This is a genomic window from Pseudomonas sp., assembly GCF_002796985.1.
Taxonomy (GTDB): Bacteria; Pseudomonadota; Gammaproteobacteria; order Pseudomonadales; family Pseudomonadaceae; genus Pseudomonas.
Genome location: NZ_PEKX01000009.1, coordinates 159,057 through 181,601 on the forward strand (window position 1 = coordinate 159,057; position 22,545 = coordinate 181,601).

Annotated in this window: 20 protein-coding genes; 5 read left to right on the forward strand and 15 right to left on the reverse strand. The window is 66.3% G+C overall.

All coding sequences use genetic code 11. The features are described 5' to 3' along the window. Window positions 1-107 precede the first annotated feature (107 nt). The 3 genes from CTR55_RS15085 (at window position 108) to CTR55_RS15095 (ending at window position 2,007) form a co-directional block, all read left to right on the forward strand. On the forward strand, window positions 108-590 hold the full coding sequence (locus CTR55_RS15085) for a hypothetical protein (protein ID WP_296287356.1): 483 nt from the start codon (window positions 108-110) through the stop codon (window positions 588-590). Window positions 591-751: 161 nt separating this feature from the next. Next, a complete protein-coding gene (locus tag CTR55_RS15090; protein WP_296287358.1) occupies window positions 752-1,420 on the forward strand; it encodes a TetR/AcrR family transcriptional regulator in 669 nt (222 codons plus the stop codon). Continuing rightward, window positions 1,417-2,007 carry a YigZ family protein gene (locus tag CTR55_RS15095; protein WP_296287360.1) on the forward strand — a complete coding sequence of 197 codons (591 nt, stop codon included), beginning with the start codon at window positions 1,417-1,419 and terminating at the stop codon, window positions 2,005-2,007. The genes CTR55_RS15090 and CTR55_RS15095 overlap by 4 nt, the downstream gene beginning before the upstream one ends. A gap of 472 nt (window positions 2,008-2,479) precedes the next feature. Here CTR55_RS15095 and CTR55_RS15100 read toward each other — a convergent pair whose 3' ends face one another. The 4 genes from CTR55_RS15100 to xdhA all read right to left on the reverse strand — a co-directional run bounded on the left by CTR55_RS15100 (window position 2,480) and on the right by xdhA (window position 9,357). After that, a complete protein-coding gene (locus CTR55_RS15100; RefSeq protein ID WP_296287361.1) occupies window positions 2,480-4,408 on the reverse strand; it encodes a methyl-accepting chemotaxis protein in 1,929 nt (642 codons plus the stop codon). A 107-nt stretch (window positions 4,409-4,515) separates the two neighbouring features. Next, window positions 4,516-5,391 (reverse strand): xanthine dehydrogenase accessory protein XdhC, encoded by an 876-nt coding sequence (gene xdhC / locus CTR55_RS15105; protein ID WP_296287363.1) that lies wholly within the window; start codon window positions 5,389-5,391, stop codon window positions 4,516-4,518. Window positions 5,392-5,393: 2 nt separating this feature from the next. After that, window positions 5,394-7,940 (reverse strand): xanthine dehydrogenase molybdopterin binding subunit, encoded by a 2,547-nt coding sequence (xdhB, locus tag CTR55_RS15110; RefSeq protein WP_296287365.1) that lies wholly within the window; start codon window positions 7,938-7,940, stop codon window positions 5,394-5,396. Beyond that, a complete protein-coding gene (gene xdhA / locus CTR55_RS15115) occupies window positions 7,933-9,357 on the reverse strand; it encodes a xanthine dehydrogenase small subunit (RefSeq protein ID WP_296287367.1) in 1,425 nt (474 codons plus the stop codon). The genes xdhB and xdhA overlap by 8 nt, the downstream gene beginning before the upstream one ends. A 466-nt stretch (window positions 9,358-9,823) precedes the next feature. Between xdhA and ahpC the strand changes: the two genes are divergently transcribed. Together ahpC and ahpF are read left to right on the forward strand one after the other, a co-directional pair. After that, entirely contained in the window at window positions 9,824-10,387 is a 564-nt protein-coding gene (ahpC, locus tag CTR55_RS15120) for an alkyl hydroperoxide reductase subunit C (protein ID WP_184586198.1), read from the forward strand. Window positions 10,388-10,582: 195 nt separating this feature from the next. Next, on the forward strand, window positions 10,583-12,148 hold the full coding sequence (gene ahpF, locus CTR55_RS15125) for an alkyl hydroperoxide reductase subunit F (RefSeq protein WP_296287369.1): 1,566 nt from the start codon (window positions 10,583-10,585) through the stop codon (window positions 12,146-12,148). A gap of 157 nt (window positions 12,149-12,305) precedes the next feature. On the opposite strand, the gene cls is transcribed toward ahpF, so the two are convergent. The 11 genes from cls to CTR55_RS15180 form a co-directional block, all read right to left on the reverse strand. After that, the gene (cls, locus tag CTR55_RS15130; protein ID WP_296287370.1) at window positions 12,306-13,739 is read right to left on the reverse strand and encodes a cardiolipin synthase; all 1,434 of its coding nucleotides are present in this window, start codon (window positions 13,737-13,739) and stop codon (window positions 12,306-12,308) included. A gap of 42 nt (window positions 13,740-13,781) precedes the next feature. Next, on the reverse strand, window positions 13,782-15,179 hold the full coding sequence (locus CTR55_RS15135; RefSeq protein ID WP_296287372.1) for an amidase: 1,398 nt from the start codon (window positions 15,177-15,179) through the stop codon (window positions 13,782-13,784). A gap of 108 nt (window positions 15,180-15,287) precedes the next feature. Then, complete coding sequence (locus CTR55_RS15140; protein ID WP_296287373.1) at window positions 15,288-15,869, reverse strand: alpha/beta hydrolase; 582 nt, start codon at window positions 15,867-15,869, stop codon at window positions 15,288-15,290. Window positions 15,870-15,987: 118 nt separating this feature from the next. Next, complete coding sequence (locus CTR55_RS15145) at window positions 15,988-16,641, reverse strand: gamma-glutamylcyclotransferase (protein ID WP_296287375.1); 654 nt, start codon at window positions 16,639-16,641, stop codon at window positions 15,988-15,990. A gap of 373 nt (window positions 16,642-17,014) precedes the next feature. After that, on the reverse strand, window positions 17,015-17,416 hold the full coding sequence (locus CTR55_RS15150) for a biopolymer transporter ExbD (protein WP_296287377.1): 402 nt from the start codon (window positions 17,414-17,416) through the stop codon (window positions 17,015-17,017). A 1-nt stretch (window position 17,417) separates the two neighbouring features. Further along, window positions 17,418-18,134 (reverse strand): MotA/TolQ/ExbB proton channel family protein, encoded by a 717-nt coding sequence (locus CTR55_RS15155; protein WP_296287378.1) that lies wholly within the window; start codon window positions 18,132-18,134, stop codon window positions 17,418-17,420. A 49-nt stretch (window positions 18,135-18,183) separates the two neighbouring features. Continuing rightward, window positions 18,184-18,996 carry an energy transducer TonB gene (locus CTR55_RS15160; protein ID WP_296287380.1) on the reverse strand — a complete coding sequence of 271 codons (813 nt, stop codon included), beginning with the start codon at window positions 18,994-18,996 and terminating at the stop codon, window positions 18,184-18,186. 438 nt (window positions 18,997-19,434) lie between these two features. Continuing rightward, entirely contained in the window at window positions 19,435-20,217 is a 783-nt protein-coding gene (locus tag CTR55_RS15165) for a MetQ/NlpA family ABC transporter substrate-binding protein (protein ID WP_296287381.1), read from the reverse strand. Between the two features lie 41 nt (window positions 20,218-20,258). After that, window positions 20,259-20,939 carry a methionine ABC transporter permease gene (locus tag CTR55_RS15170; protein WP_296287383.1) on the reverse strand — a complete coding sequence of 227 codons (681 nt, stop codon included), beginning with the start codon at window positions 20,937-20,939 and terminating at the stop codon, window positions 20,259-20,261. Then, window positions 20,936-21,946, reverse strand: coding sequence for a methionine ABC transporter ATP-binding protein (locus CTR55_RS15175; protein WP_296287384.1), 1,011 nt, complete (start codon window positions 21,944-21,946; stop codon window positions 20,936-20,938). Before CTR55_RS15175 ends, CTR55_RS15170 begins: the two co-directional genes overlap by 4 nt. 194 nt (window positions 21,947-22,140) lie before the next feature. Continuing rightward, window positions 22,141-22,527, reverse strand: coding sequence for a hypothetical protein (locus tag CTR55_RS15180; protein ID WP_296287385.1), 387 nt, complete (start codon window positions 22,525-22,527; stop codon window positions 22,141-22,143). Window positions 22,528-22,545 lie beyond the last annotated feature (18 nt).

The following is a 22,545-nucleotide window of genomic DNA, read 5'->3' on the forward strand; positions in this document are numbered from 1 at the left end:
ATCTTTCAGAAATTGCCGACATTCCATCCGGCTTGCGACCCATTGGGCGAGTGTTGGCGACCCGGTAGCGTTGCATCTCTTTAGCTTCACCTTAGGAGATGTGAGCCATGAAGAAACTGTTGGTCGCGGCAATCGCCGCAAGTTTGTGCACCCCTGTACTGGCGGCGCCCCTCGGGCACAAGAGCATTCCGCCGACCGTAGTGCACGATGAGACGCACGCGGGTGGCTTCTATCAGGACGTCATCACCCGTTCCCAGCCGGCGCCCGTGAAAGAAGAGCCGAAAGAGGAACAGAAGGCAGTGGTCGCCGCCAACGATTGTGCGCCGCTGTGGGGCGGCGGTACGAAGGACCAGAAGGATCAGGCGCAAGCCGCGAGCAGAGCCGACCAGGACGACAAGGACCGCGCCGGCGCGATCGTGCCGCTGCCGCCGACCTGCTCCGGCATGGGCTTGGCCACCCCGCTGTACGGCCAACTGACCGTGGGTGAAGCGGTGAGCATCGGCGCCGCGGTCGTTGCGGCCGGTGTTGCCATCGGCAACCACGGCGGCGGCGGTCACCACAGCTCCGGCACCACTGGCACCACCAAGTGATGCAATGCCCTCGGCCCACTCCCGGGGGCTACTGCGTCAGGGACAGGAGCCGGCCAGCGTAGCAAACCCGGTTCCTGCCCTTTTTCACGTCTCGCGCTTGAATCCCGCTACCCGCCTGGGTTATCCATGCAGCGCCCCCGTTCAATGCACGGACATCCCGCATGACCCTCCAGGTACCCGCCCATACCGCGCCCAATGGCGAAAAGCCCGCCGGCCGCATTCGCCAGAAGAACGAGGAAGCCATCCTCGCCGCCGCCGAGGAGGAGTTCGCCCGCCACGGTTTCAAGGGCACCAGCATGAACACCATCGCCCAGCGCGTCGGCCTGCCCAAGGCCAACCTGCATTACTACTTCAGCAACAAGCTGGGGCTGTACGTGGCGGTGCTGAGCAACATCCTCGAGCTGTGGGACAGCACCTTCAACCACCTCACCGTGGACGATGACCCGGCTGTCGCACTGGCGACCTACATCCGCGCCAAGATGGAATTCTCCCGTCGCTACCCGCAGGCTTCGCGGGTCTTCGCCATGGAGATCATCAGCGGTGGCGAATGCCTCTCCGAACATTTCCGCCAGGACTACCGCACCTGGTTCTCCGGCCGCGCCGCCGTGTTCCAGGCCTGGATCGATGCCGGCAGGATGGACGCCGTGGACCCGGTGAACCTGATCTTCCTGATCTGGAGCAGCACCCAGCACTACGCCGACTTCGCCACCCAGATCGGCTTCGTCACTGGCCGCAAGCGCCTGTCCAAGCAGGAGTTCAGCGACGCCAGCGACAACCTCATCCGCATCATTCTCAAAGGTTGCGGGCTGACGCCGCCGGCTTCGGCATGAGTTTTACCCTCGCCAGCTCGGCGGTGTACGAGGAAGACATCCGCAAGAGCCGCTTCCACTGCGTTGCCGCGCCCATCGCCAGCGAGGCCGAGGCCCAGACCTTCCTCGCCGCGCACCGGGACCCCAGCGCCGGGCACAACTGCTGGGCCTGGAAGCTCGGCAACCAGTACCGCTTCAGCGACGACGGCGAACCCGGCGGCACCGCCGGCCGGCCCATGCTGGTGGCCATCGAGGGGCAGGACATGGACCGAGTGGTCGTCGTGGTCAGCCGCTGGTTCGGTGGCATCAAGCTCGGCACCGGCGGCCTGGCCCGCGCCTATGGCGGCTGCGCGGCGAAATGCCTGCAGGATGCCGAGCGCATCGAGCTGGTGCCCAGCAGCCGGCTGGCATTCGACTGCGGCTTTGCCGATCACGCGCTGTTCAAGGCGCGGCTGCTGGCGCTGGGCGCCCATCTCGAAGACGAAACCTTCGGCGCGGAAGGTGTGCGCATGACCTTGAACCTGCCAACCACCCAGGTCGGGCCCCTGCAGAAGCTGCTGGGCGATCTCAGTCGCGGGCGTATCCAGGCGCAGTTGCTGGACACCTGACTTTTCTCCCCAATCGCCGTGGAACCGCCTGTGGATAACCTGTGGCAGGACCGCTCCTGCCCAGGTATCCCGCAGCCTTCGGAGCTTCGCTCGTTTTCTGATCAATTGCCCGCGGGCCTGTTGAGCAAAATATGAACAAGCTGTGGAAAAGGTGTGGGTGAAACTCCCCCGGAACTTCGTCAAACGCCACTTCTGACCGTTCGGTGGGTTATTCATCGGGTTGATGCAAGGCTTGCAGGGCCTGGGTTCGGGCTTTTCGCCGGTTGAACGGGTGGCGTCCCGGAGGTTGGGGGCAAGTCTCTGGACAATCTGTGGGCAACTTGTGGGCAAGGTGTCTCGCCGGCGAGACACATCGTGCGCTGATCGGCCGTCATCACCCGCCGGCTATAGCGAAAAGCCTGCCGCCTTGCTTGGCAAATCTGTGGGTAACTCTGGGGACAAGGCGCCGGCGCAAGGCCGGCGCCAGAGCCGCTCAAAGGCGGAACTGCGCCATCTGCCGCGCCAGGTCGTCAGCCAGGGTGCGCAACTCATGGCACTGCTCGCGGCCGTGTTGCACTTCGCGGGTGGTGGCGTGGGCAAGGTCGGCGATGCCCTGCACGTTGCGATTGATCTCCTCGGTCACCGCCGACTGCTCCTCGGTGGCCGTGGCGACCTGGTGGTTGATGTCGCTGATGCGCTCCACCTGGTCGGCGATGGCTCCCAGCGAGGCGCCGGCCTGCTCGCTGGCGGCCAGGCTCTGCCCGGTGGTCTGCTGGCTGGACTGCATCGAGCGCACCGCCGCTTCCGCGCCGTCTTTCAGACGCTGGATGATCGCGAGGATTTCATCCGTGGAGCCCTGGGTGCGGCTGGCCAACGTACGCACCTCGTCCGCGACCACCGCGAAGCCGCGGCCCAGTTCGCCCGCGCGCGCCGCCTCGATGGCGGCGTTGAGGGCGAGCAGGTTGGTCTGTTCGGAAACGCCACGGATCACCGCCAGCACCTGGTCGATGCTCGTCACCTGCCCGGCCAGCTCGCCCACGGCACCGGCCGCTTCGCCGATCTCCCCGGACATGCGTTGGCCGACCTGCAGGGAGCCGCCGACCACCCGTCGCGCTTCGCCGGCCTCCTCGCGCGCCTGCTGCGAGGCGCTGGCGGCCTGTTCGGCGTTGCGGGCGATTTCCTGCACGGTGCTGCCCATCTCGTTCACCGCCGTGGCGACCATGTCGGTCATCTCCTGCTGGCGGCCGGCGCGCTCGGCGGTGTTGTCCACCACCTGCGCTACTTCGCCGACGGTGCGCAGCAGTTGCTGGCTGGTGCCGAGTACGGCGCCGATCAGCGCGCGCTGGCCTTCGAGGAAGCGGTTGAAGCCACGGGCCAGGTCGCCCAGTTCGTCGGCGCGGCTGTCGTCCAGCCGACGGGTGAGGTCGCCACCGCCGCCGCCGATTTCCAGCAGCGCGCCGGTGACCTGGCGGATCGGTTTCGCCAGGCTGCGCGCCATCAGCACCACCAGCGCCAGGCAGAGCAGGGCGACCACGGCCCCGGCGAGGCCGGAGAAGGCCAGCGCCTCGCGCGCGTCGGCATAGATTTCCGTTTCCGGCACCTCGCTCACCAGGGTCCAGCCCAGGTCACGCAGCGGCAGGCTGGCGGCCAGATAGTCCTCGCCGTCGCGCTCGAAGCGGGCGCTGTGGAAGCCTTGCTGGCCGAGCAGCGCGCTCGCAGCGCTGGCGCCGATCAGGTCGCCGAGGCTGCGCCCTTTGGGTAAGGCGGCGTCGGGGTGGATCTGCACCTGACCGTCGTTCTTCACCAGGTAGACGCGCCCTGACTTTCCGAAACGGAAGTCGCGGATCAACGTCGACAGTTCGCGCATTTCCAGGCCCAGCCCGGCGATGCCCAGCAGCTTGCCGTTCTGCTCCACGCGTTGGTCGATGAACAGCGCCAGCTCGCCGGTGCTGCCGTCGGTGTCGATGTTCCACATGCGCGGCTTGCCGCTGTCGATGAACTGGAAGTACCAGTTGTCCTTCGGCTCGCTGCGGCTCAGCGTGCGTTCCTTGCCCTTGTCGCTGTAGTAGGCACCGCTGGCATTGGAGGTGATCAGTGCCGAGAAGGCCTTCTGCGAGGCACGGATGCCGCCGAGGTAGCGGGTGAATTCGGCCAGCTTTTCCGGGCTTTCGCCAGCGGCCAGCCAGTCCTGCACCAGGGTGTTGTCAGCGATGCCGGCCGCTGCGGTGATGGGGCCGGTGAGGCGCTTCTCGAAGTCGTTGGCGATCGCCTGGATGCTCGCCGGCAGCGCCTGTTCGAGCAGGTAGCGCTCGCTCAGGCGATTGACCAGCACGGCATACAGGCCGAGGACGATGAGCAGGCTGATCAGCAGGGCAGCGCCCATGCTGAGGATGAGTTGGGTCTGGATACTTCGCAGGCGCATTTTCTTGTTTTCCTCCGAACGCACAACCAAACGCCCGCCAGTGGCGGGCGAAGAGACGGGGTCGTGGAGGGTATCGGCGGAGTCGGGAAAAACTGTTGTCCCATTGGTCAGGTATTTGCGTCTGTCGGCGCGCCGCTGCACGCCTCTTCGCTGCACTGTCCTTCGCTGGAGAGGGCCGCCCATTCCACGCCTTCGCGCATCTGCCGGGCAGGGGCGTCCTGGTGGTAACGGGCGATGACCTGGGCGGCGACCGAGATGGCCACTTCCAGCGGGCGCTTGCCGGGCACTTCGGAAAGGCCGATGGGGCACTGCATCTGCGCGATTACCTCCTGTGGGTAACCGTGCTGCTCCAGCCGCATCTGGAAACGCCGGGCCTTGGTACGCGAGCCGATCATGCCGAGGAAGCCGGCGTCGCCGCGCTTGAGCACCGCCTCGGCGATGGCGTAGTCCAGCGGGTGGTTGTGGGTCATGACCAGGAAATAGCTGCCCGGCGGCGCCTCGCGCACGGCGTCTTCCGGCTCCTCCAGCAGGCGGATGCGCACGCCCTCGGGGACCGACTGGGGAAACTCCGCCGCACGGCTGTCCACCCACTCCAGTCGCAGTGGCAGCCCCGCCAGCAGCGGCGCGAGGGCGCGGCCCACGTGACCGGCACCGAACAGCAGCACCTGTGGCCCGCGCGCGGCGAAGCCTTCGAACAGCAGGCTGGCGCGACCGCCGCAGCATTGGCCGAGCCGCGCGCCGAGGGGAAAGTGTTCCAGTGCCTGGCTGTCCTTGCCGGTCAGCAGCAACTGGCGTGCGTGCTCGATGGCGGCAAACTCCAGGTGGCCGCCGCCGATGGTGTCGAAGGTTTCCCCGGCGGTGACCAGCATCTTGCTGCCGGACTCGCGGGGCGTGGAGCCCTGCACGCCGATCACGGTGATCAGCACGTAGGGCTCGGCGCTGTCGCGCAGGCGGGCGATGGCGTCCATCCAGGTAGTGGTCATGGTCAGGAGTCCTGGTCATTGTCGGGTGCGATTGGGCTTCCCCTCACCCTAACCCTGGCTGCGCGCCCCGCTCGGAGGGAGAGGGGGCTATCCGCTGCAGTGGTCGTGGTCGGAGCGTCGGCCGCCTCCGCAGCTTTCGACTGAGTCTGTGGGGCCGCTTGATGCCGATCGGTCCCTTCTCCCGCTTGCGGGAGAGGGCCAGGGTGAGGGCGCTCCTGCTCTGCGCTCCTCATCGCCTCACACGCCCACAGCACCCGCTCCGGTGTCGCCGGCGTATCCAGGTCGGGGCTCAGGCGGTAGTCGGCGAGGCTGGCGATGGCGTCGCGCAGCGCCGACCACACCGAGATCGCCAGCATGAACGGCGGCTCGCCCACGGCCTTGGACAGGTACACACTGTCTTCCTCGTTGGGGCGGTCGAACAGCGCCACGCGGAAGTCTTCCGGCGCATCGCTTACCGCCGGAATCTTGTAGGTCGCCGGCCCCACGGTGAGCAGCTTGCCGGCGTCGTCCCAGCGCAGCTCCTCGGTGGTCAGCCAGCCCATGCCCTGGACGAAGCCGCCCTCGATCTGGCCGATGTCGATGGCCGGGTTCAGGCTGCGGCCGACGTCGTGGAGGATGTCCACCCGGCGCACGCGGTATTCGCCGGTCAGCGTGTCCACTTCCACCTCCGACACCGCCGCGCCATAGGCGAAGTAGAAGAACGGATGGCCCACGCCCTTCTCGCGGTCGTAGAAGATTTTCGGCGTGCGGTAGAAGCCGGTGGCGGAGAGCTGGATGCGTGCGAAGTAGGCGGCCTGGATGACTTCGGTGAAGCCCAGGTGTTGCGTCCCGACGGTCACGCCGCCGTGCTCGAAACGTATCTCCTGCGGCTTCAGACCGTCGCGTTCGGCGAGGAAGTCGATCAGGCGCTTCTTCAGCGTGCGCGCGGCATCGCGGGCGGCCATGCCGTTCAGGTCGGTGCCGCTGGAAGCCGCGGTGGGCGAGGTGTTGGGCACCTTGTCGGTGCGCGTGGCGGTGATCACCACACGCTCCAGCGGTACCTGGAATTCCTCGGCGACTATCTGCGCGACCTTGGTGTTTAGGCCCTGGCCCATCTCGGTACCGCCATGGTTCAGCTGGATGCTGCCGTCGGTGTAGAGGTGGACCAGCGCGCCGGCCTGGTTGAGGTGCTGGGCGGTGAAGGAAATGCCGAACTTCACCGGGATCAGTGCCAGGCCCTTCTTCAGCACCGGGCTCCGTGCGTTGAAGTCATGGATTGCCAGGCGGCGCGCAGCGTAGTCGCTGCTCTGTTCCAGTCGCGCGATCAACTCGCCCAGCAGGTTGTGCTCGACCTTCTGGTGGTAGGGCGTCAGCTCCCTGCCCATTCCTCCGTAGAGGTTGAGTTTGCGGACTTCCAGCGGGTCCTTGTCCACGGCGCGGGCGATGTCGTCCATGGCGCGCTCGATGATCATCATCCCCTGCGGCCCGCCGAAGCCACGGAAGGCGGTGTGCGAGACGCTGTTGGTGAAGCTGCGGTAGCCGGAGATGGCCACGTCAGGGATGAAGTAGGCGTTGTCGGCATGGAACATTGCGCGGTCGACGATGGCGTCGGAGAGGTCCGGCGAATGCCCGCAGTCGCCCACCACTTCCAACTGTGCGGCAAGCAGCCGGCCTTCGTCGTCGAAGCCGATGCGGTAATGGTTGTGGAAGGGGTGGCGCTTGCCGGTCAGGCGCATGTCCTCGGCGCGTGGCAGGCGCAGCTTCACTGCGCGGCCGGTCTTGCTCGCCAGCAGCGCGGCGAGGCAGGCGAAGGGTGCTGCCTGGGTTTCCTTGCCGCCGAAACCACCGCCCATGCGCCGCACTTCCACTGTGACCTTGGCCAGCGGGATTGCCAGCACTTCGGCCACCAGTTTCTGCACTTCGCTCGGGTGCTGGCTGGACGTGTGCACCAGCATGCCGCCGTCGTCGCCGGGCAGCGCGAGCGAGGCCTGGCCTTCGAGGTAGAAATGCTCCTGGCCGCCGATGAACTGGCGGGCTTCCAGCACCTGGGGAGCACTCTCCAGCGCAGCCTGCGCGTCGCCCCGGCGCATGTGGTGCGGTGGGCGTACGAAACGCTCTTCGGCCTTGGCCTTGAGCGGGTCGAGCAGCGGGTCTTCCTTCGCGTATTCGACCTTCGCCAGGCGCACCGCCCGCCGCGCCTGGATCAGGCTTTGCGCGGCAACCGCAAACAACGCCTGGCCGTGATACTTCACTTGCTCGCCGGCCAGCAGCGGGTCGCCGGGGAAAACCGGGCCGATGTCGGTGTGGCCGGGTACGTCATCCAGGGTCAGTACGGCCACGACGCCGGGGGCGCTGCGCACCGCGTCGAGGTCGAGGGATAGCACGCCGCCGCAGGCGATTTCAGTCAGGCCGACGGCGGCGTGCAGCAGTTCGCGCGGCTCCTTCAGGTCGTCCACGTAGCGCGCCGCGCCGCTCACGTGCAGCGCCGCGCTGTCGTGCTCGCGAGGCTTGCCCGCGCTATGGATGGCGACCGCGACGCCGTTGCTGGCCAGCGGTGGCAGGCTACGCATGGCGCACCTCCGCAGGGCTTGGGGTCCATTCCAGTAGTGCGCGCTGTAACAGGTTCTGCGCCACCTTCAGGCGATAGGCGGCGCTGGCGCGCAGGTCGTCGATGGGCTGGAAATCCTGCGCGATAGCGGCCTGCGCCGCCGCCACGGCAGCGGCGTCGAAGGGCCGGCCGCGCAGGGCTGCTTCGCTCCGCACACCGCGCAATGGCGTGGCGGCCATGCCGCCGCAGGCGAGGCGCGCGTCAGTAACGATGCCGGCCTCGTCGAGATCCAGACGCAGGGCCAGGCACACGGCGGAAATATCGTCGTCGCGGCGCTTGGAAACCTTGTCGACGCGAAACCGCTGGTGGCCGCGCAGGCGCGGAATCAGCAGTGCCTCGATGTATTCGCCGGGTTGCAGGACGGTCTGGCGGTAGCCGGTGAAGAAGCCGTCGATGGCGACTTCGCGCACGGCTCCCGCCTTGCGCAGGCGCAGCCGGGCATCCAGTGCGAGCAGCACCGGCGGCATGTCGCCGATGGGCGAGGCGTTGGCGATGTTGCCGCCCAGGGTGCCGCGCTGGCGGATCTGCAACGAGCCCAGGCGCTCCAGCAGGGCGGCGACGCCGGGGAATTCCTCCAGCGCATCGAGGCAGTCGGCGTAGGGCCGCGCCGCGCCGATCAGCAGGTGCTCGACGTGGACTTCCAGGCGTTGCAGTTCGCTCACCCGGTCGAGGTGGATCAGTGCCGGAAAAGTCTTGAGGTTCTGCGTGGCTTCCAGCGCCAGGTCGGTGCCGCCGGCGATCAGCCGCGCTTGCGGGTGCCTTTGCAGCAGGGTGTCCAGTTCCTCCAGCGAGGTGGGCAACCAGGCCTGCGCCTCGCCGTCGTGCAGCGTGCCGGCTGTGGATATCTCCTGAAGTCGGGCGACGGTCAGGGCGGTGTTCTGCTCGAAGTGGTCGTGGCAGGGCTGCTCGGCGATCTGTGTGGCGGCGTCGAGGATCGGCCGGTAACCGGTGCAGCGGCACAGATTGCCGGAGAGCGCGGTCAGTGCCGTCTCGCGGTCGTGCGGCGGCGGCGAGTGGTGCCAGGCGAACAGCGACATGACGATGCCCGGCGTGCAGAAGCCGCATTGCGAGCCGTGGCAGTCCACCATCGCCTGCTGCACCGGGTGCAGCGCGCCGGGCTCGCCGAGGTGTTCGACGGTCAGCACCTGGCGACCATGGACGGCGCCCAGCAGCGTGATGCAGGCGTTCACCGCACGATAGCGCAGCGCTTCACCGTCGGGCTCGACGAGCACCACGGTGCACGCGCCGCAGTCGCCCGAAGCGCAGCCCTCCTTGGTGCCGGTGCGCGCACGGTGGATGCGCAGGTAATCGAGCAGGCTGCTCTCGGGTGCGAAGCCGTCGGCCTGGACCGTTTCGTCGCCGAGCAGGAACTGGATCATCGGGAGTCCTCGTCGTCATGCGTGCGGCCGTGCCGCTTCGCGAAGGCTGTCCGTAGACGTCGAGGGCCGCGTGGCGAAGGGCCCTCAGGCACAAGCATAGGCTCGTGGACAGGCTTGACCAGTGGGGCAGGAAAACTGGCGCGCTCGACAATCTTCGAAGGGCCGTACGTCGCGACTGGCGTTGTCCTCGCGGCGCTTTCGGGGGAAGGTGGACGGACCGGTGTGCCGGAGGAAGGCTGAAAATCCTCGGGCCAGACACCTCGCATCACGAATCCGAGCGTAGGACAGCGCGATTCGCCTGATAGGAAACTTCTTCCTTATATAGATCTCTCCATAGAGAGACTCAATTTCCGTGATGCCCTAAATCAATGGGCATTCATTGTCATCAGGCGATAATCTTGCCCCTGTCGAATTTCAACCGATCGACCACTCGATTAAACGACAACTCTCTACGAGGAATTGCCTAATGAATCTGATCAACACCGCCGTTCAACCGTTCAAGGTCAACGCTTTCCACAATGGCAAGTTCATCGAAGTCACCGAGCAGTCCCTGAAGGGCAAGTGGTCCGTCCTGATCTTCATGCCGGCAGCCTTCACCTTCAACTGCCCGACCGAGATCGAAGACGCCGCCAACAACTACGCCGAGTTCCAGAAGGCCGGTACCGAGGTCTACATCGTGACCACCGATACCCACTTCTCCCACAAGGTGTGGCACGAAACTTCCCCGGCCGTTGGCAAAGCCCAGTTCCCGCTGATCGGTGACCCGACTCACCAGCTGACCAACGCCTTCGGCGTGCACATCCCGGAAGAAGGCCTGGCCCTGCGCGGCACCTTCGTGATCAACCCGGAAGGCATCATCAAGACCGTCGAAATCCACTCCAACGAGATCGCTCGTGACGTCGGCGAAACCCTGCGCAAGCTGAAAGCTGCCCAGTACACCGCCGCTCACCCGGGTGAAGTCTGCCCGGCCAAGTGGAAAGAAGGCGAGAAGACCCTGGCTCCGTCGCTGGACCTGGTCGGCAAGATCTAAAAACGGCTGGGAAGCTGTTGCGCAGCGGCTCCCGCTGCGCAACCAGCGGGCGCCCGCCCACCCGCTTCCCCTACCGTTTTGCAACACCCCGAGGATGCCTACCGGCATCCTCCCTACCAAAGCCAAAAGCGTGCGTAGGGTGGGCTGAAAAGCCTGCCGGGGAACCCCTTTGCTCAAATTCCGAGGATTTGAATCATGTTGGACGCCACCCTTAAAACCCAGTTGAAGGCCTACCTGGAAAAGGTCCAGCAGCCGTTCGAGATCGTCGCGTCCCTCGATGACAGCGACAAATCCCGCGAGATGAGCGAGCTGCTGCACGAAATCGTCGGCCTGACCGACAAGATCACCCTGCGTGAAGATGGCAGCGATGAACGCAAGCCTTCCTTCGCGCTGAACCGCCCCGGGGCGAACATCGGCCTGGCTTTCGCCGGCATCCCCATGGGCCACGAATTCACCTCCCTGGTGCTGGCGCTGCTGCAGGTCGGCGGCCACCCGTCCAAGCTCGACGCCGACGTGATCGAGCAGATCAAGGGCATCCAGGGTTCGTTCGAGTTCGAAACCTACTTCTCGCTGTCCTGCCAGAACTGCCCGGACGTGGTCCAGGCGCTGAACCTGATGGCCGTGCTCAACCCGAACATCCGCCACGTCGCCATCGACGGCGCGCTGTTCCAGGAAGAAGTCGAGCGCCGCCAGGTGATGGCTGTGCCGAGCATCTACCTCAACGGCGAAGTGTTCGGCCAGGGCCGCATGGGCGTGGAGGAAATCCTCGCCAAGATCGACACCGGCGCCGCTGCCCGCGAAGCCGAGAAGCTGTCGGCGAAAGAAGAGTTCGACGTACTGGTCGTCGGCGGTGGCCCGGCTGGCGCTGCGGCGGCGATCTACGCCGCTCGTAAAGGCATCCGTACCGGGGTCGCGGCTGAACGCTTCGGCGGCCAGGTGCTGGACACCATGGCCATCGAGAACTTCATCTCGGTGACCGAGACCGAAGGCCCGAAACTGGCTCGCCAGCTGGAAGAGCACGTCAAGCACTACGAAGTCGACATCATGAACCTGCAGCGCGCCAGCGCGCTGATTCCGGCGAAGACCGCCGGCGGCCTGCACGAAGTGCAGTTCGAAGGCGGCGGCAGCCTGAAGGCCAAGTCGGTGATCCTCGCCACTGGCGCCCGCTGGCGTGAAATGGGCGTGCCGGGCGAGAAGGAATACAAGGCCAAGGGCGTGTGCTTCTGCCCGCACTGCGACGGCCCGCTGTTCAAGGGCAAGCGCGTGGCGGTGATCGGCGGCGGCAACTCCGGCGTCGAAGCGGCCATCGACCTGGCCGGCATCGTGTCCCACGTGACCCTGCTGGAGTTCGACAGCAAGCTGCGCGCCGACGCCGTGCTGCAACGCAAGCTGTTCAGCCTGCCGAACGTGGACGTGATCACCAGCGCGCTGACCAGCGAAGTGAAAGGCGATGGCCAGAAGGTCACCGGCCTGGTCTACAAGGACCGCAACTCGGAAGAGTTCAAGTCCGTCGAGCTGGAAGGCATCTTCGTGCAGATCGGCCTGCTGCCCAACAGCGACTGGCTCAAGGGCACCATCGAGCTGACCCCGCGTGGCGAGATCATCGTCGACGCTCGCGGCGAGACTTCGCTGCCGGGCATCTTCGCCGCCGGTGACGTGACCACCGTTCCGTACAAGCAGATCGTGATCGCGGTCGGCGAGGGCGCCAAGGCGTCGCTCTCCGCCTTCGACCACCTGATCCGCTCCTCCGCGCCAGCCTGATGACCTCGCGCTAGAGAAAGAAACGCCCGGTTCACGAGAGTGAGCCGGGCGTTTTCTTTTGTGCGTCAAAAGCGTTCGCGAGCAAGCTCGCTCCTACAGGGGACTTCCGCTCTGGGTAGGAGCGAGCTTGCTCGCGAACATCGCCACACCAACGCTCTCAGAGAATCGGCGACACCAGCCGCGCCACCCGCATCCCCAATTGCTGCAGGCGATGCACGCGCTTGCGGTCGTCCAGGGTCATTTCCACCGATTGGGCGAAGTCCTCTTCCAGCATGGTTTCCACGTCGTGGGCAAAACCTTCGTCGACGGTGATCACCATGATCTCGAAGTTCAGGCGGAACGAGCGGTTGTCCAGGTTGGCGCTGCCCACCGCGGCGCTGTCGTGGTCGATCAGGATCACCTTCTGGTGCAGGAACCCCGGTTGGTAGCGGAACACCCGCACGCCGGCGCGCACAGCATCGAGTGCGTAGAGACTGGACGCGGCATACACGGTTTTGTGGTCCGGCTGCGAGGGCAGCAGGATGCGCACGTCCACGCCGCGCAGCACCGCCAGGCGCAGGGCGGCGGCGACGGCTTCGTCCGGGACGAAATACGGCGTGGTGATCCACACCCGCTCCACCGCCGCGTTGATCGATTCGACGAAGAACAGCGAGCAGGTTTCCTGGGTGTCCGCCGGGCCGCTGGGCACCACCTGGCAGAGCATCCCGGCGTCGTCGTAGCCATCAGGCAGGATCAGCGTGGGCAGCGTGTGGGTGGCCCAGAACCAGTCCTCGGCGAAGCATTCCTGCAGGCACGCCACCGCCGGACCATGCAGCTCGATGTGGGTGTCACGCCAGGGGGCCAGCGGCGGCTTCTCGCCCAGGTACTCAACGCCGACGTTGTGCCCGCCGACGAAACCGCTCACGCCGTCGACCACCACGATCTTGCGGTGGTTGCGGAAGTTCACCTGGAAGCGGTTGATCATCCCGCTGCCGGTGCTGAAGGCGTGCACCTGCACGCCGCCCTGGCGCAGGCGTTCGACGTAGCGGCGCGACAGGGCGTGGCTGCCGATGCCGTCGTAGAGAAGGAACACATCCACGCCATTGGCCGCGCGCTCCAGCAGCAATTGCGCGAGGCGCTGGCCGAGGGCGTCGTCACGGATGATGAAGAACTGCACCAGAATCGCTTTCCGCGCGCTTGAAATCGCCTCGAACATCGCGTCGAAGGAGGCCTTGCCGTTCACCAGCAGGCGCACCTTGTTGTTCGCCAGGGTCGGCATGCGCGCCAACCCGACCATGGCCTTGAGCGATTTGTAGGCGTGGGACTGGCGCGCGGCGAGGGCTTCTTCCACCCATGGGCGCCAGTCCAGCTCGGCGGCAGCCACGTGCATTTCCTCGTTGGCCTGCCGGCGCGCGCCGATGTAGGCATCGAAGCGGCTGCGGCCGAACACCAGGTAGGGCACCAGCGTCAGCAGCGGCATGAACACCAGCGAAGTCGCCCAGGCGATGGCGCCTTGCGCGGTGCGTACGCTGAGCACGGCGTGGACGGCGGCGATGATCCCCAGCAACTGGATGACGACCAGGAAGTGGGCGATATAGGTGGTGTACTGCATGGGCGCGCGATCGGGTCCTTGTGGTCGGCGAATAGGCTGAGCCTAGTTGGCTCCCGGCGGTTGCGGCCAGCGGTGGATGGGGCCGCGCCAGTGTTCGTAGGTCTTGCCCAGGCGTAGCACTGCGACATCGGCGAATCGCGGGCCGACGATCTGCAGGCCGATGGGCATGCCGTCGCGGGTGAAGCCGCAGTTGATTGAGAGTGCCGGCTGCTCGGACATGTTCCACGGCACGGTGAAGCCGATGTGCTCGAAGGGCAGCGCCGGGTCGTTGGTGGGCGATGCCCATTCGGCCGGGAAGGCGGCGACCTGGTTGGTTGGCGAGAGCAGGAAGTCTACTTCGTGGAACTGCTCGGCGGCCCGTCGACGCATGTCGAAAGTGCGGTTGTAGCCGCGCACCGCGTCGGCGCCGCTGACCGAGGCACCGCCTTCGGCCCACTGGAAGATATAGGGCAGCACCTTGGCCTGGCGCTCTCTCGGCAGGCTTTCCAGCTCGGCCCACAGGCGTGCACGCCAGAATTTATCCAGGCCATCCAGCAGCTCGCGGTCGAGGATCGGCTGCACTTCGATGATTTCCGCTCCCGCGTCGGCGAAGCGCTGTGCAGCAGCTTCAACGGCAGCACGCACATCGGCCTCGGGTTGTAGGCCGCAACCAGGGTCGAGCTGCAGGCCGATGCGCAAGCCCTGTACCTCGGCTTGTTCGATGTGCCAGTCGAGATCGGCTGGGGGCAGCGCGGTCGCGTCACGCCAGTCCGGGCGGGCGAGGTGCTTCATCATCAGCGCCGCGTCATCCAGCGTGCGGGTCATGGGCCCGGCGCAGCGCCCGGTGTAATACGGGTCGATGGGGATGCGCCCGAAGCTCGGCTTGAAGCCGACCAACCCGCACCAGCCCGCCGGCAACCGTACCGAGCCGCCGATGTCGGTGCCGATGTGCAGCGGGCCGTAGCCGGCCGCAGCGGCCGAGGCCGCGCCGGCGCTGGAACCGCCGGGGTTCATGCGCAGGTCCCAGGGGTTGCGCGCCAGTTCGTGGAAGCTGGAGAGCCCGGAAGAGAGCATGCCGAAGTCCGGCACGGTGGTCTTGCCCAGCAGGATCGCGCCAGCCTCGAACATCCGCGCGGCGGGCGGTGCATCGCCCATGGAAGGTTGCAGCAGGGTGGCGGCGCTGCCCTGGGGAATCGGGTCGCCGCGGGTGGCGATCAGCTCCTTGATGGTTACCGGTATGCCATCCAGTTCGCCGCAGGGCGCGCAGCGGATCCAGCGCGCCTCGGAGCGCCGCGCCTGTTCTATCGCGCGCTGCGGATCGAAGGCGTAGAGCGCGCAGAGCTGCGGCTCCCAGCGGTCGATGTGGGCGATCAGGTGCTCCAGGTACTCGACGGGGGAAAGCTGGTGCGAGCGGTACAAGGCCAGCAGTTCGACGGCGGACAGGTCGTGCAACGGTGGCATGGCGGTCTCCGGCGTGGGGCTATGCCTCACCCTAGCCGAATCCGCGCCGTGATGGGATAGGCGCGGACGTCACACCGCGCGCCATGCTCCGGTAGTCAGGAGCCGGGATCAGGCGCGCTGGCGCGATTGCTGGTCGATCAGGTACTGCAGGCGATACAGATGACGGTAGCCCGATTCCCAGGCGCCGTGGCCGGATTTCACGTTGATGTGCCCGGCGGACGGCAGGATCACCGTCTCGGCGCCCCAGGCGCGGCCGAGGATCAAGGCGCGCTGCGGGCTGCATGCGGCGTCGTTGTCCGAACCCACCAGCACGGCGGGGAAGGGCAGCGCTTGCGCGGCGATGGGGGCGAAGTTGCGCAGGGCCTCGTGGCAGGTTTCCCGCTCCACGTCGGCCGGGGCGACCAGCAGGGCGCCGGCGACCTGAGCAAGGACGCGGCGGTCGGCGCGGGCCGCCCAGGAGGCGACGGTGACACAGCCCAGGCTGTGGGCGATCAGCATGACGCGGCCCGGTTCGCGGCGGATTTCGCGGTCCAGTTCGGCGACCCAGTCCTGGTGCTGTGGAGTGATCCAATCGCGCTGTTGTACCCGTTCAGCGTTCGGCAGGGCGCGCTGCCAGTGGCTCTGCCAGTGGGCGTCGTCGGAACCGTGCCAGCCCGGCACGATCAGGTAGCGGATGCGTTCGTTGCGCATGGAGCGGCCCTCTCGAATCGTCATGAGAAGGCATTCTAGGGAGGGTTTTAATATTCGTTAAGGAATAAGAAATTCTTTGCTTATGCAGTATTTCTATCTAACGAATGGCGATAAGACGTCAGTCCTTTGCTCGGCGCAGCGGGCAGCAGCGCGCCAGGATGCCCTCCAGGTTGAGGTCGGGCATGGCGCACTCGCGCAGGGCTTTGGCGGTCTGCTCCACGTAGTCGCGGGTGGTGCCGAAGTGGCCGTGGGCGCTGTCGAGCACGTGCTGGACGATGTTGTCGGGCAGGGCGCCGGCGTAGCTGGGCAGGTGGCGTTCGAGGACGAAGCCCAGGGCGCGCACGCGGGTGCCGTCGTCCAGACGGCAGTTCAGCCATTCCGGGCGGTACGAGGCATAGGGCATTTCCCGTTCCCAGAGCGCGTAGAGGTTGGTGTCGAGGTTGTCGTCGGGCAGGCGGAAGGCGAAGCCGGAGCAGGAGCCGCCTCGGTCCAGGCCGAGCACCAGCCCCGGCGCTTCCGGAGTGCCGCGGTGGGTGAGGGACCACAGGTAGAGCCCGCGGTGGTAGCCGTGCACTCGCGCGCGGCGTGCCTCGGCGACCGGGAATTCCGGGCGCCAGATCAGCGAGCCGTAGGCGAACAACCACACCGGGCCCGCGCCGTGTTCGCTCATGGTGATGTCGAGCGAGGCGCGCAGCTGTGCAGGTGTGAAGCGTTCCGGCACCCCCAGTGTCGGCGGATAGAACGGGCCTTCCGAAGCGGGAGACGATGTCATGCGGTACCCCTCAGGTCTCCAGACTGTCATCAACTTAGTGGAACAACGGCGGCCACGGAAGGGCCTGAAAGGCATAGGTTTATTGCCGGGGCGGGGATGACGACGAACGGTGGATGCACACCTTTGTGCCAACTGGGCGTAGGAGCGGACTCTGTCCGCGATCGATTTCCGGCTGCTCGGAGCTGGCCGGTTGCATATCGCGGACGGAGTCCGCTCCTGCGCAATCATCGACCGTCGGCGCGGGGGCGCGGAATCTGCGAATAAAAAAAGGCCGCTCACCCCTGCCTGAGTATTGGGAGAGCGGCCTTGAAGCTCGGTACGTTGTGGAGGTCCCTTTCTACACCCGCTCTGTTTCAGGTGTCTTACAGGTACCTCAGCGCGCGGTGATCACCGCCAGCTTGGTAATGCCCGCCTTCTCGATGGAGGCCATGGCCTTGGCCACCTGGCCATAGTTCACGTTCTCGTCGGCCTGCAGTTGCACGCGAACCTCGGCGTCCTTGGCCTTGGCCGCCGCCAGGTTGCCCTGCAGCAGCTCGGGCTGGATTTCGTCCTTGTTGATGAACCACTTGCCGGCGCCGTCGATGCTCACCACCAGCGGGTCCTTCTGCTCCGGCGGGGCGACCGCCTCGGTCTTGGGCAGGTTGATCGGGATGGCATTGGTCAGCAGCGGCGCGGTGACGATGAACACCACCAGCAGCACCAGCATCACGTCCACCAGCGGGGTGACGTTGATCTCGGAGAGAACCTCGTCGCTGTCCTGGGTCGAGAAGGCCATGTCAGCTCGCCTCCTTCACGCTGGCGCCGGCAGCCGGTTTGCGCGCGGCGGTGGGCAGGGTGACGACGCGGAAGGCGCTCTTCTGCGCGAGGCTGTAGAAGTCGTGGGCGAAGTCGTCGAGGTCGGCCGCGGTGAGCTTCAGGCGACGGAGGAAGTAGTTGTAGACCAGCACCGCCGGCACGGCGACGGCGATCCCCACGCCAGTGGCGATCAACGCGCTGCCGATCGGGCCGGCGACGGTTTCCAGGCTCGCCGAGCCCGCCGCGCTGATGCCCTTGAGCGCTTCCATGATGCCCCACACGGTGCCGAACAGGCCGATGAAGGGCGAGGTAGAACCAATCGAGGCGAGCACCGCCAGGCCCGACTCCAGAGAGCGGCGCTCGCGCTGGATCTGCTGGCGCAGAGCACGTTCGAGGCGGTCCTGGTGGTTGATCGACTGGGCCAGGTCCGGCTGGCCGTTGTCCTGCACCTGGATGGCAGCGAAGCCAGCCTGGGCGACTCGGGCGCCGGCACCGGGCTTGCCGGCCGCCTGGTCACCGGCCGATTCGAGGCTGGTGGCGCTCCAGAACTGCTTCTGGAAGCGCTTGTCCTGGGACTTCTGGCGGGTGAACTGGACGCCCTTCACCAGGGCCAGCGCCCAGGTGACGACGGAGAAGCCGACCAGCAGCCAGATGACTGCGCCTTCGACGGTTTCCAGGGGGTTCAGGGGCAGACTCATGGGTGTTCTCCTTCCGCGTTTCTCGTGCGGCTGATCTGGGCAAGTTGAATCAATGCAATTTGAAATCGATGGGCACGCTGACCCAGCCTTCCTGGGCCACGTCGCCGCGCTTGGCGGGGACGAAGCTCCAGCGTTTCACCGCACGCACCGCGGCGTCGTCCAGGGAGTCGCGGCCACTGGATTTCTGCACCTGGATTTCGCTCGGGCTGCCACTGGCGAGTACATGCACTCGCAGCAGCACGGTGCCTTCCCAGCCACGGCGCTGGGCCAGGGGCGGGTATTCCGGCGCCGGGTTCTTCAGGTAACCGGCGCTGGCCGAGGGCGGCGTCAGCGGGGCCGGCGCCGCTGACGCCGGGGCGGGCGGAGCCGGTGGCGGCGGGGTTTCGGCCTTGGGCGGCGTGGGCTGCTCGACCGGCTTGGGCACTAGCTTGGGCTTGGCCACCGGTTTCGGCTTGGGTTTAGGGATCGGCTTGGGCGGCGGCGGTTTCACCGCGTTCTCGTCGACCACGGGAGGCGGCGGCTCCTGCACGATCGGCTCAGGAATCGGCTCGGGCGGCGGCGCCTCGACCACCGGCGGTGTCGGCGCGGTGAATTCGATGGTCATCGGCGGCACCTGTGGCGGAACTTCCGGCAGTTGCGGGGTGGGCTGCTGGCTCAGCCAGTAGACCACCGCACCATGCAGTGTCAGGGCGAACAGACCGAGCAGAACGGCTTCGCGGCGGCTCAGCGCGCGGGCTTTCGCCGGCACGTGGCGGCCCAGCCCCAGCGCATGGCGCAGCGGGCGGCCGAGATCGACCAGGTCGCCGCCGGGCACGTGGCGCAGGAGGGCATCCGGCGCGAGGGCATGCTGGGGTTGAGCCATGAACGATCTCCTTGCAGGTCTGCGCGGCTCTACGTCGCGCTTGGAACGGACCTGCATGATTGGCGGAGCGCCTTAGCTCTTGAAGTGATTGTTTATCTTGTTTAAATAACTTTCAGTGCTATGTAATTTTGGAGAGTCGCTGCAGGCCTCGTCATTCGGGGCTTTGCGCGAATCCGCAAAAAATCGATGCCTTTGCGGCATGGAAAATATGCAGGAAAGGTTGGTGAAAAATCGCCCAAAGCGGCGGGATAGAGCCAATCCACGCGCCGTTCCATGTAGGAGCGAGCTTGCTCGCGAACCCGCCCAGCTTGCGGCATCGCCGGTAAACACTGTTCGCGAGCAAGCTCGCTCCTACGAAAAGCCCAAGATCCCAAAAGCCGGAAACGAAAAAGCCCGGTCATTCGACCGGGCTTTTCTTGAGCGTCAGATTCGCGGCGATCAGAAGGCCGGAACGACGGCACCCTTGTACTTCTCGAGGATGAACTGCTTCACCTCGGGGCTGTGCAGGGCGGCGGCCAGCTTCTGCATGGCGGCGCTGTCCTTGTTGTCCGGACGGGCTACCAGGATGTTCACGTAGGGCGAGTCGGAACCTTCGATGGCCAGGGCGTCCTGGGTCGGGTTCAGCTTGGCTTCCAGGGCGTAGTTGGTGTTGATCAGGGCCAGGTCGACCTGGGTCAGCACGCGCGGCAGGGTCGCCGCTTCCAGCTCACGCACCTTGATGTTCTTCGGGTTCAGGGCGATGTCCTTCGGGGTGGCGGTGATGGACTTGTTGTCCTTGAGCTTGATCACGCCGGCCTTGTCCAGCAGCAGCAGCGCACGGCCGCCGTTGGTGGCGTCGTTGGGGATCACCACGGTGGCGCCGGAGGGCAGCTCGTCGAGCTTCTTGAATTTGGTGGAGTACGCGCCCAGCGGCTCGATGTGCACGCCGGTGACGGCGACCAGGTGGGTGTTCTTGGCCTTGTTGAACTCATCCAGGTACGGCTGGTGCTGGAAGAAGTTGGCGTCCAGGCGCTTCTCGGCCACCTGGGTGTTGGGCTGCACGTAGTCGGTGAATTCCTTGACCTTCAGCTCAACCCCTTCCTTGGCCAGGATGGGTTTGACGAAGTTGAGGATCTCGGCGTGCGGCACCGGAGTGGCGGCGACGGTGAGGGTGTCGGCGGCCTGGGCCAGCGGGGCGGCGATGGCTGTGGCAGCAGCGAACGCGGCGAGCAGTTTCTTCATGGTTGGCTCCTGTGTCGGCCCGCATCCGGCGGGCCTTGTGGTTATTTGCGGGAGAAGTGGACCACCAGCTTGTCGCCGACGGTCTGCAGAATCTGTACGAGCACCAGCAGCATGACGACGGTGACGACCATCACGTCGGTCTGGAAGCGCTGGTAGCCGAAGCGGATAGCCAGGTCGCCCAGGCCGCCCGCGCCGACCACGCCGGCCATCGCGGTGTAGGACACCAGGGTGATGGCAGTGACGGTGATGGCGGCGATGATGCCCGGACGAGCCTCGGGCAGCAGGGCGTTCCAGATGATCTGGCGGGTGCTGGCGCCCATCGCCTGGGTGGCTTCGATGATGCCCTTGTCCACTTCGCGCAGCGCGGTTTCCACCAGGCGCGCGAAGAACGGCGTGGCACCCACCACCAGCGGCGGGATGGCCCCGGCGACGCCCAGCGAGGTGCCGGTGACCAGCACGGTGAAGGGGATCATCACGATCAGCAGGATGATGAACGGCAGCGAACGCAGCACGTTCACCACGAAAGACAGCAGGGCGTAGACCGCGCGGTTCTCGAACATCTGCTTGGGCCCGGTGAGGAACAGCAGCACGCCCAGCGGCAGGCCCAGGACGATGGTGAACAGCAGCGAGCCACCGAGCATCCAGAAGGTGTCGATGCTGGCCTGGAGAATCTCGGACCAGTCGATATTGACGAAGCCCAGGGTTTCAAAGAAAGCGTTCATGCGCGCAGCACCTCGACGTGGACTTCGGCGGCGTTGAGCTGCGCCATGGCGGCCTCGATGTCACCGCCCACCAGTGACAGGGTCAGCTGGCCGTAGGGCTGGTCCTTGATGCGGTCGATGCGCCCCGCGAGGATGCTGTAGTCGACGCCGGTCTGGCGCGCGACGGTGCCCAGCAGCGGTGCATAGGTCGCTTCACCGCGGAAGGTCAGGCGCAGGATGCGCCCCGGTACGTGGGCGAAGTCGTCGTGCTGCTCGCCCTCGTCCACGCGCTCGGCCTCGAAGACGAAGCGGCGGGTGGTTTCGTGCTGCGGATGGAGGAACACGTCAGCGACCTCGCCCTGCTCGACGATGTGGCCGGCGTCCATCACCGCGACCTGGTCGCAGACGCGGCGGATCACGTCCATCTCGTGGGTGATCAGCACGATGGTCAGCTTCAGCTCCCGGTTGATCTGCGCCAGCAGTTCCAGGACCTGGCCAGTGGTCTGCGGGTCGAGGGCACTGGTGGCCTCGTCGCAGAGCAGGATGGTCGGCCGGCACGCCAGGGCGCGGGCGATACCGACGCGCTGCTTCTGGCCACCGGAGAGCTGCGCCGGGTACTTGCGGGCGTGGTCCTGGAGGCCGACGCGAGCGAGCAGTTCATCCACTCGCGCGGTGACTTCGGCGGCGCTGAAGGTGCCGGCGAGCTTCATCGGCATGGCGATGTTGTCGGCGACGGTCTTGGAGGCCAGCAGGTTGAAATGCTGGAAGATCATCCCGACGCGCTGGCGGAAGCGGCGCAGGCCGTCGGCGTCCAGGGCGGTGATGTCGACGCCGTCGATGACGATGCGCCCGCCGCTGGGCTCTTCCAGGCGGTTGATCAGGCGCAGCAGGGTGCTTTTACCGGCGCCGGAATGGCCGATCAGGCCGAACACCTGGCCGCTCTCGATGGACAGGCGGGTCGGCTGCAGGGCCGGGATATCACGTCCGGCGACGCGATAGGTCTTGTGGACGTCGTGGAATTCGATCACTGAGCGAACCTTGTGGGTACGAAGAGGCGCCACCCCCTGCCGGGGCCGTCGGGTCAACAGGCGTAGGCAACGAGCGTAGGCGGTCAGCCAAAACCGCGCATTTTAACCTGCTTTTTTATGGCTGATTAATCTTTGTTCAGCTAAGCACGGAACAAAAGGAAATAACGGGCGCCGCGATCGGGCGCCCGTGGGGCTCAGGGCGTGCAGTTCGGCTGGACAGCCGGCGCCACTGGCGTGGTGGGCTTCTGCAGGCCGCTCACGTCGGCGGCGACGCCGGGGGCGCGGGGCATCAGCGAGCGGGCGCGGGTCAGGGCGGTGGTGGCACCGTTGACGTCGCCCTTGGCCAGCGCTGTGCGGCTGCGCTCCAGGTACGCGTCGGCCAGGCGCTTGCGGCGCTCGGCGAGCTGGGTGGCGTCTTCCTGTTCGGAACCCAGCGCAAGCTGCGCAGATTCCAGACGGCCGGCGGCCAGTTCGGTCTCGAAGCCACTGCTGCTGGGCGGACTGCTCGCGGTGCTCTGGCAGGCCGCGAGGGCCAGCGCCATGGCCATCAGCGCGAACAGGCGGATGACGAACGACTTCATGCGTCAGGGTCTCTTTTG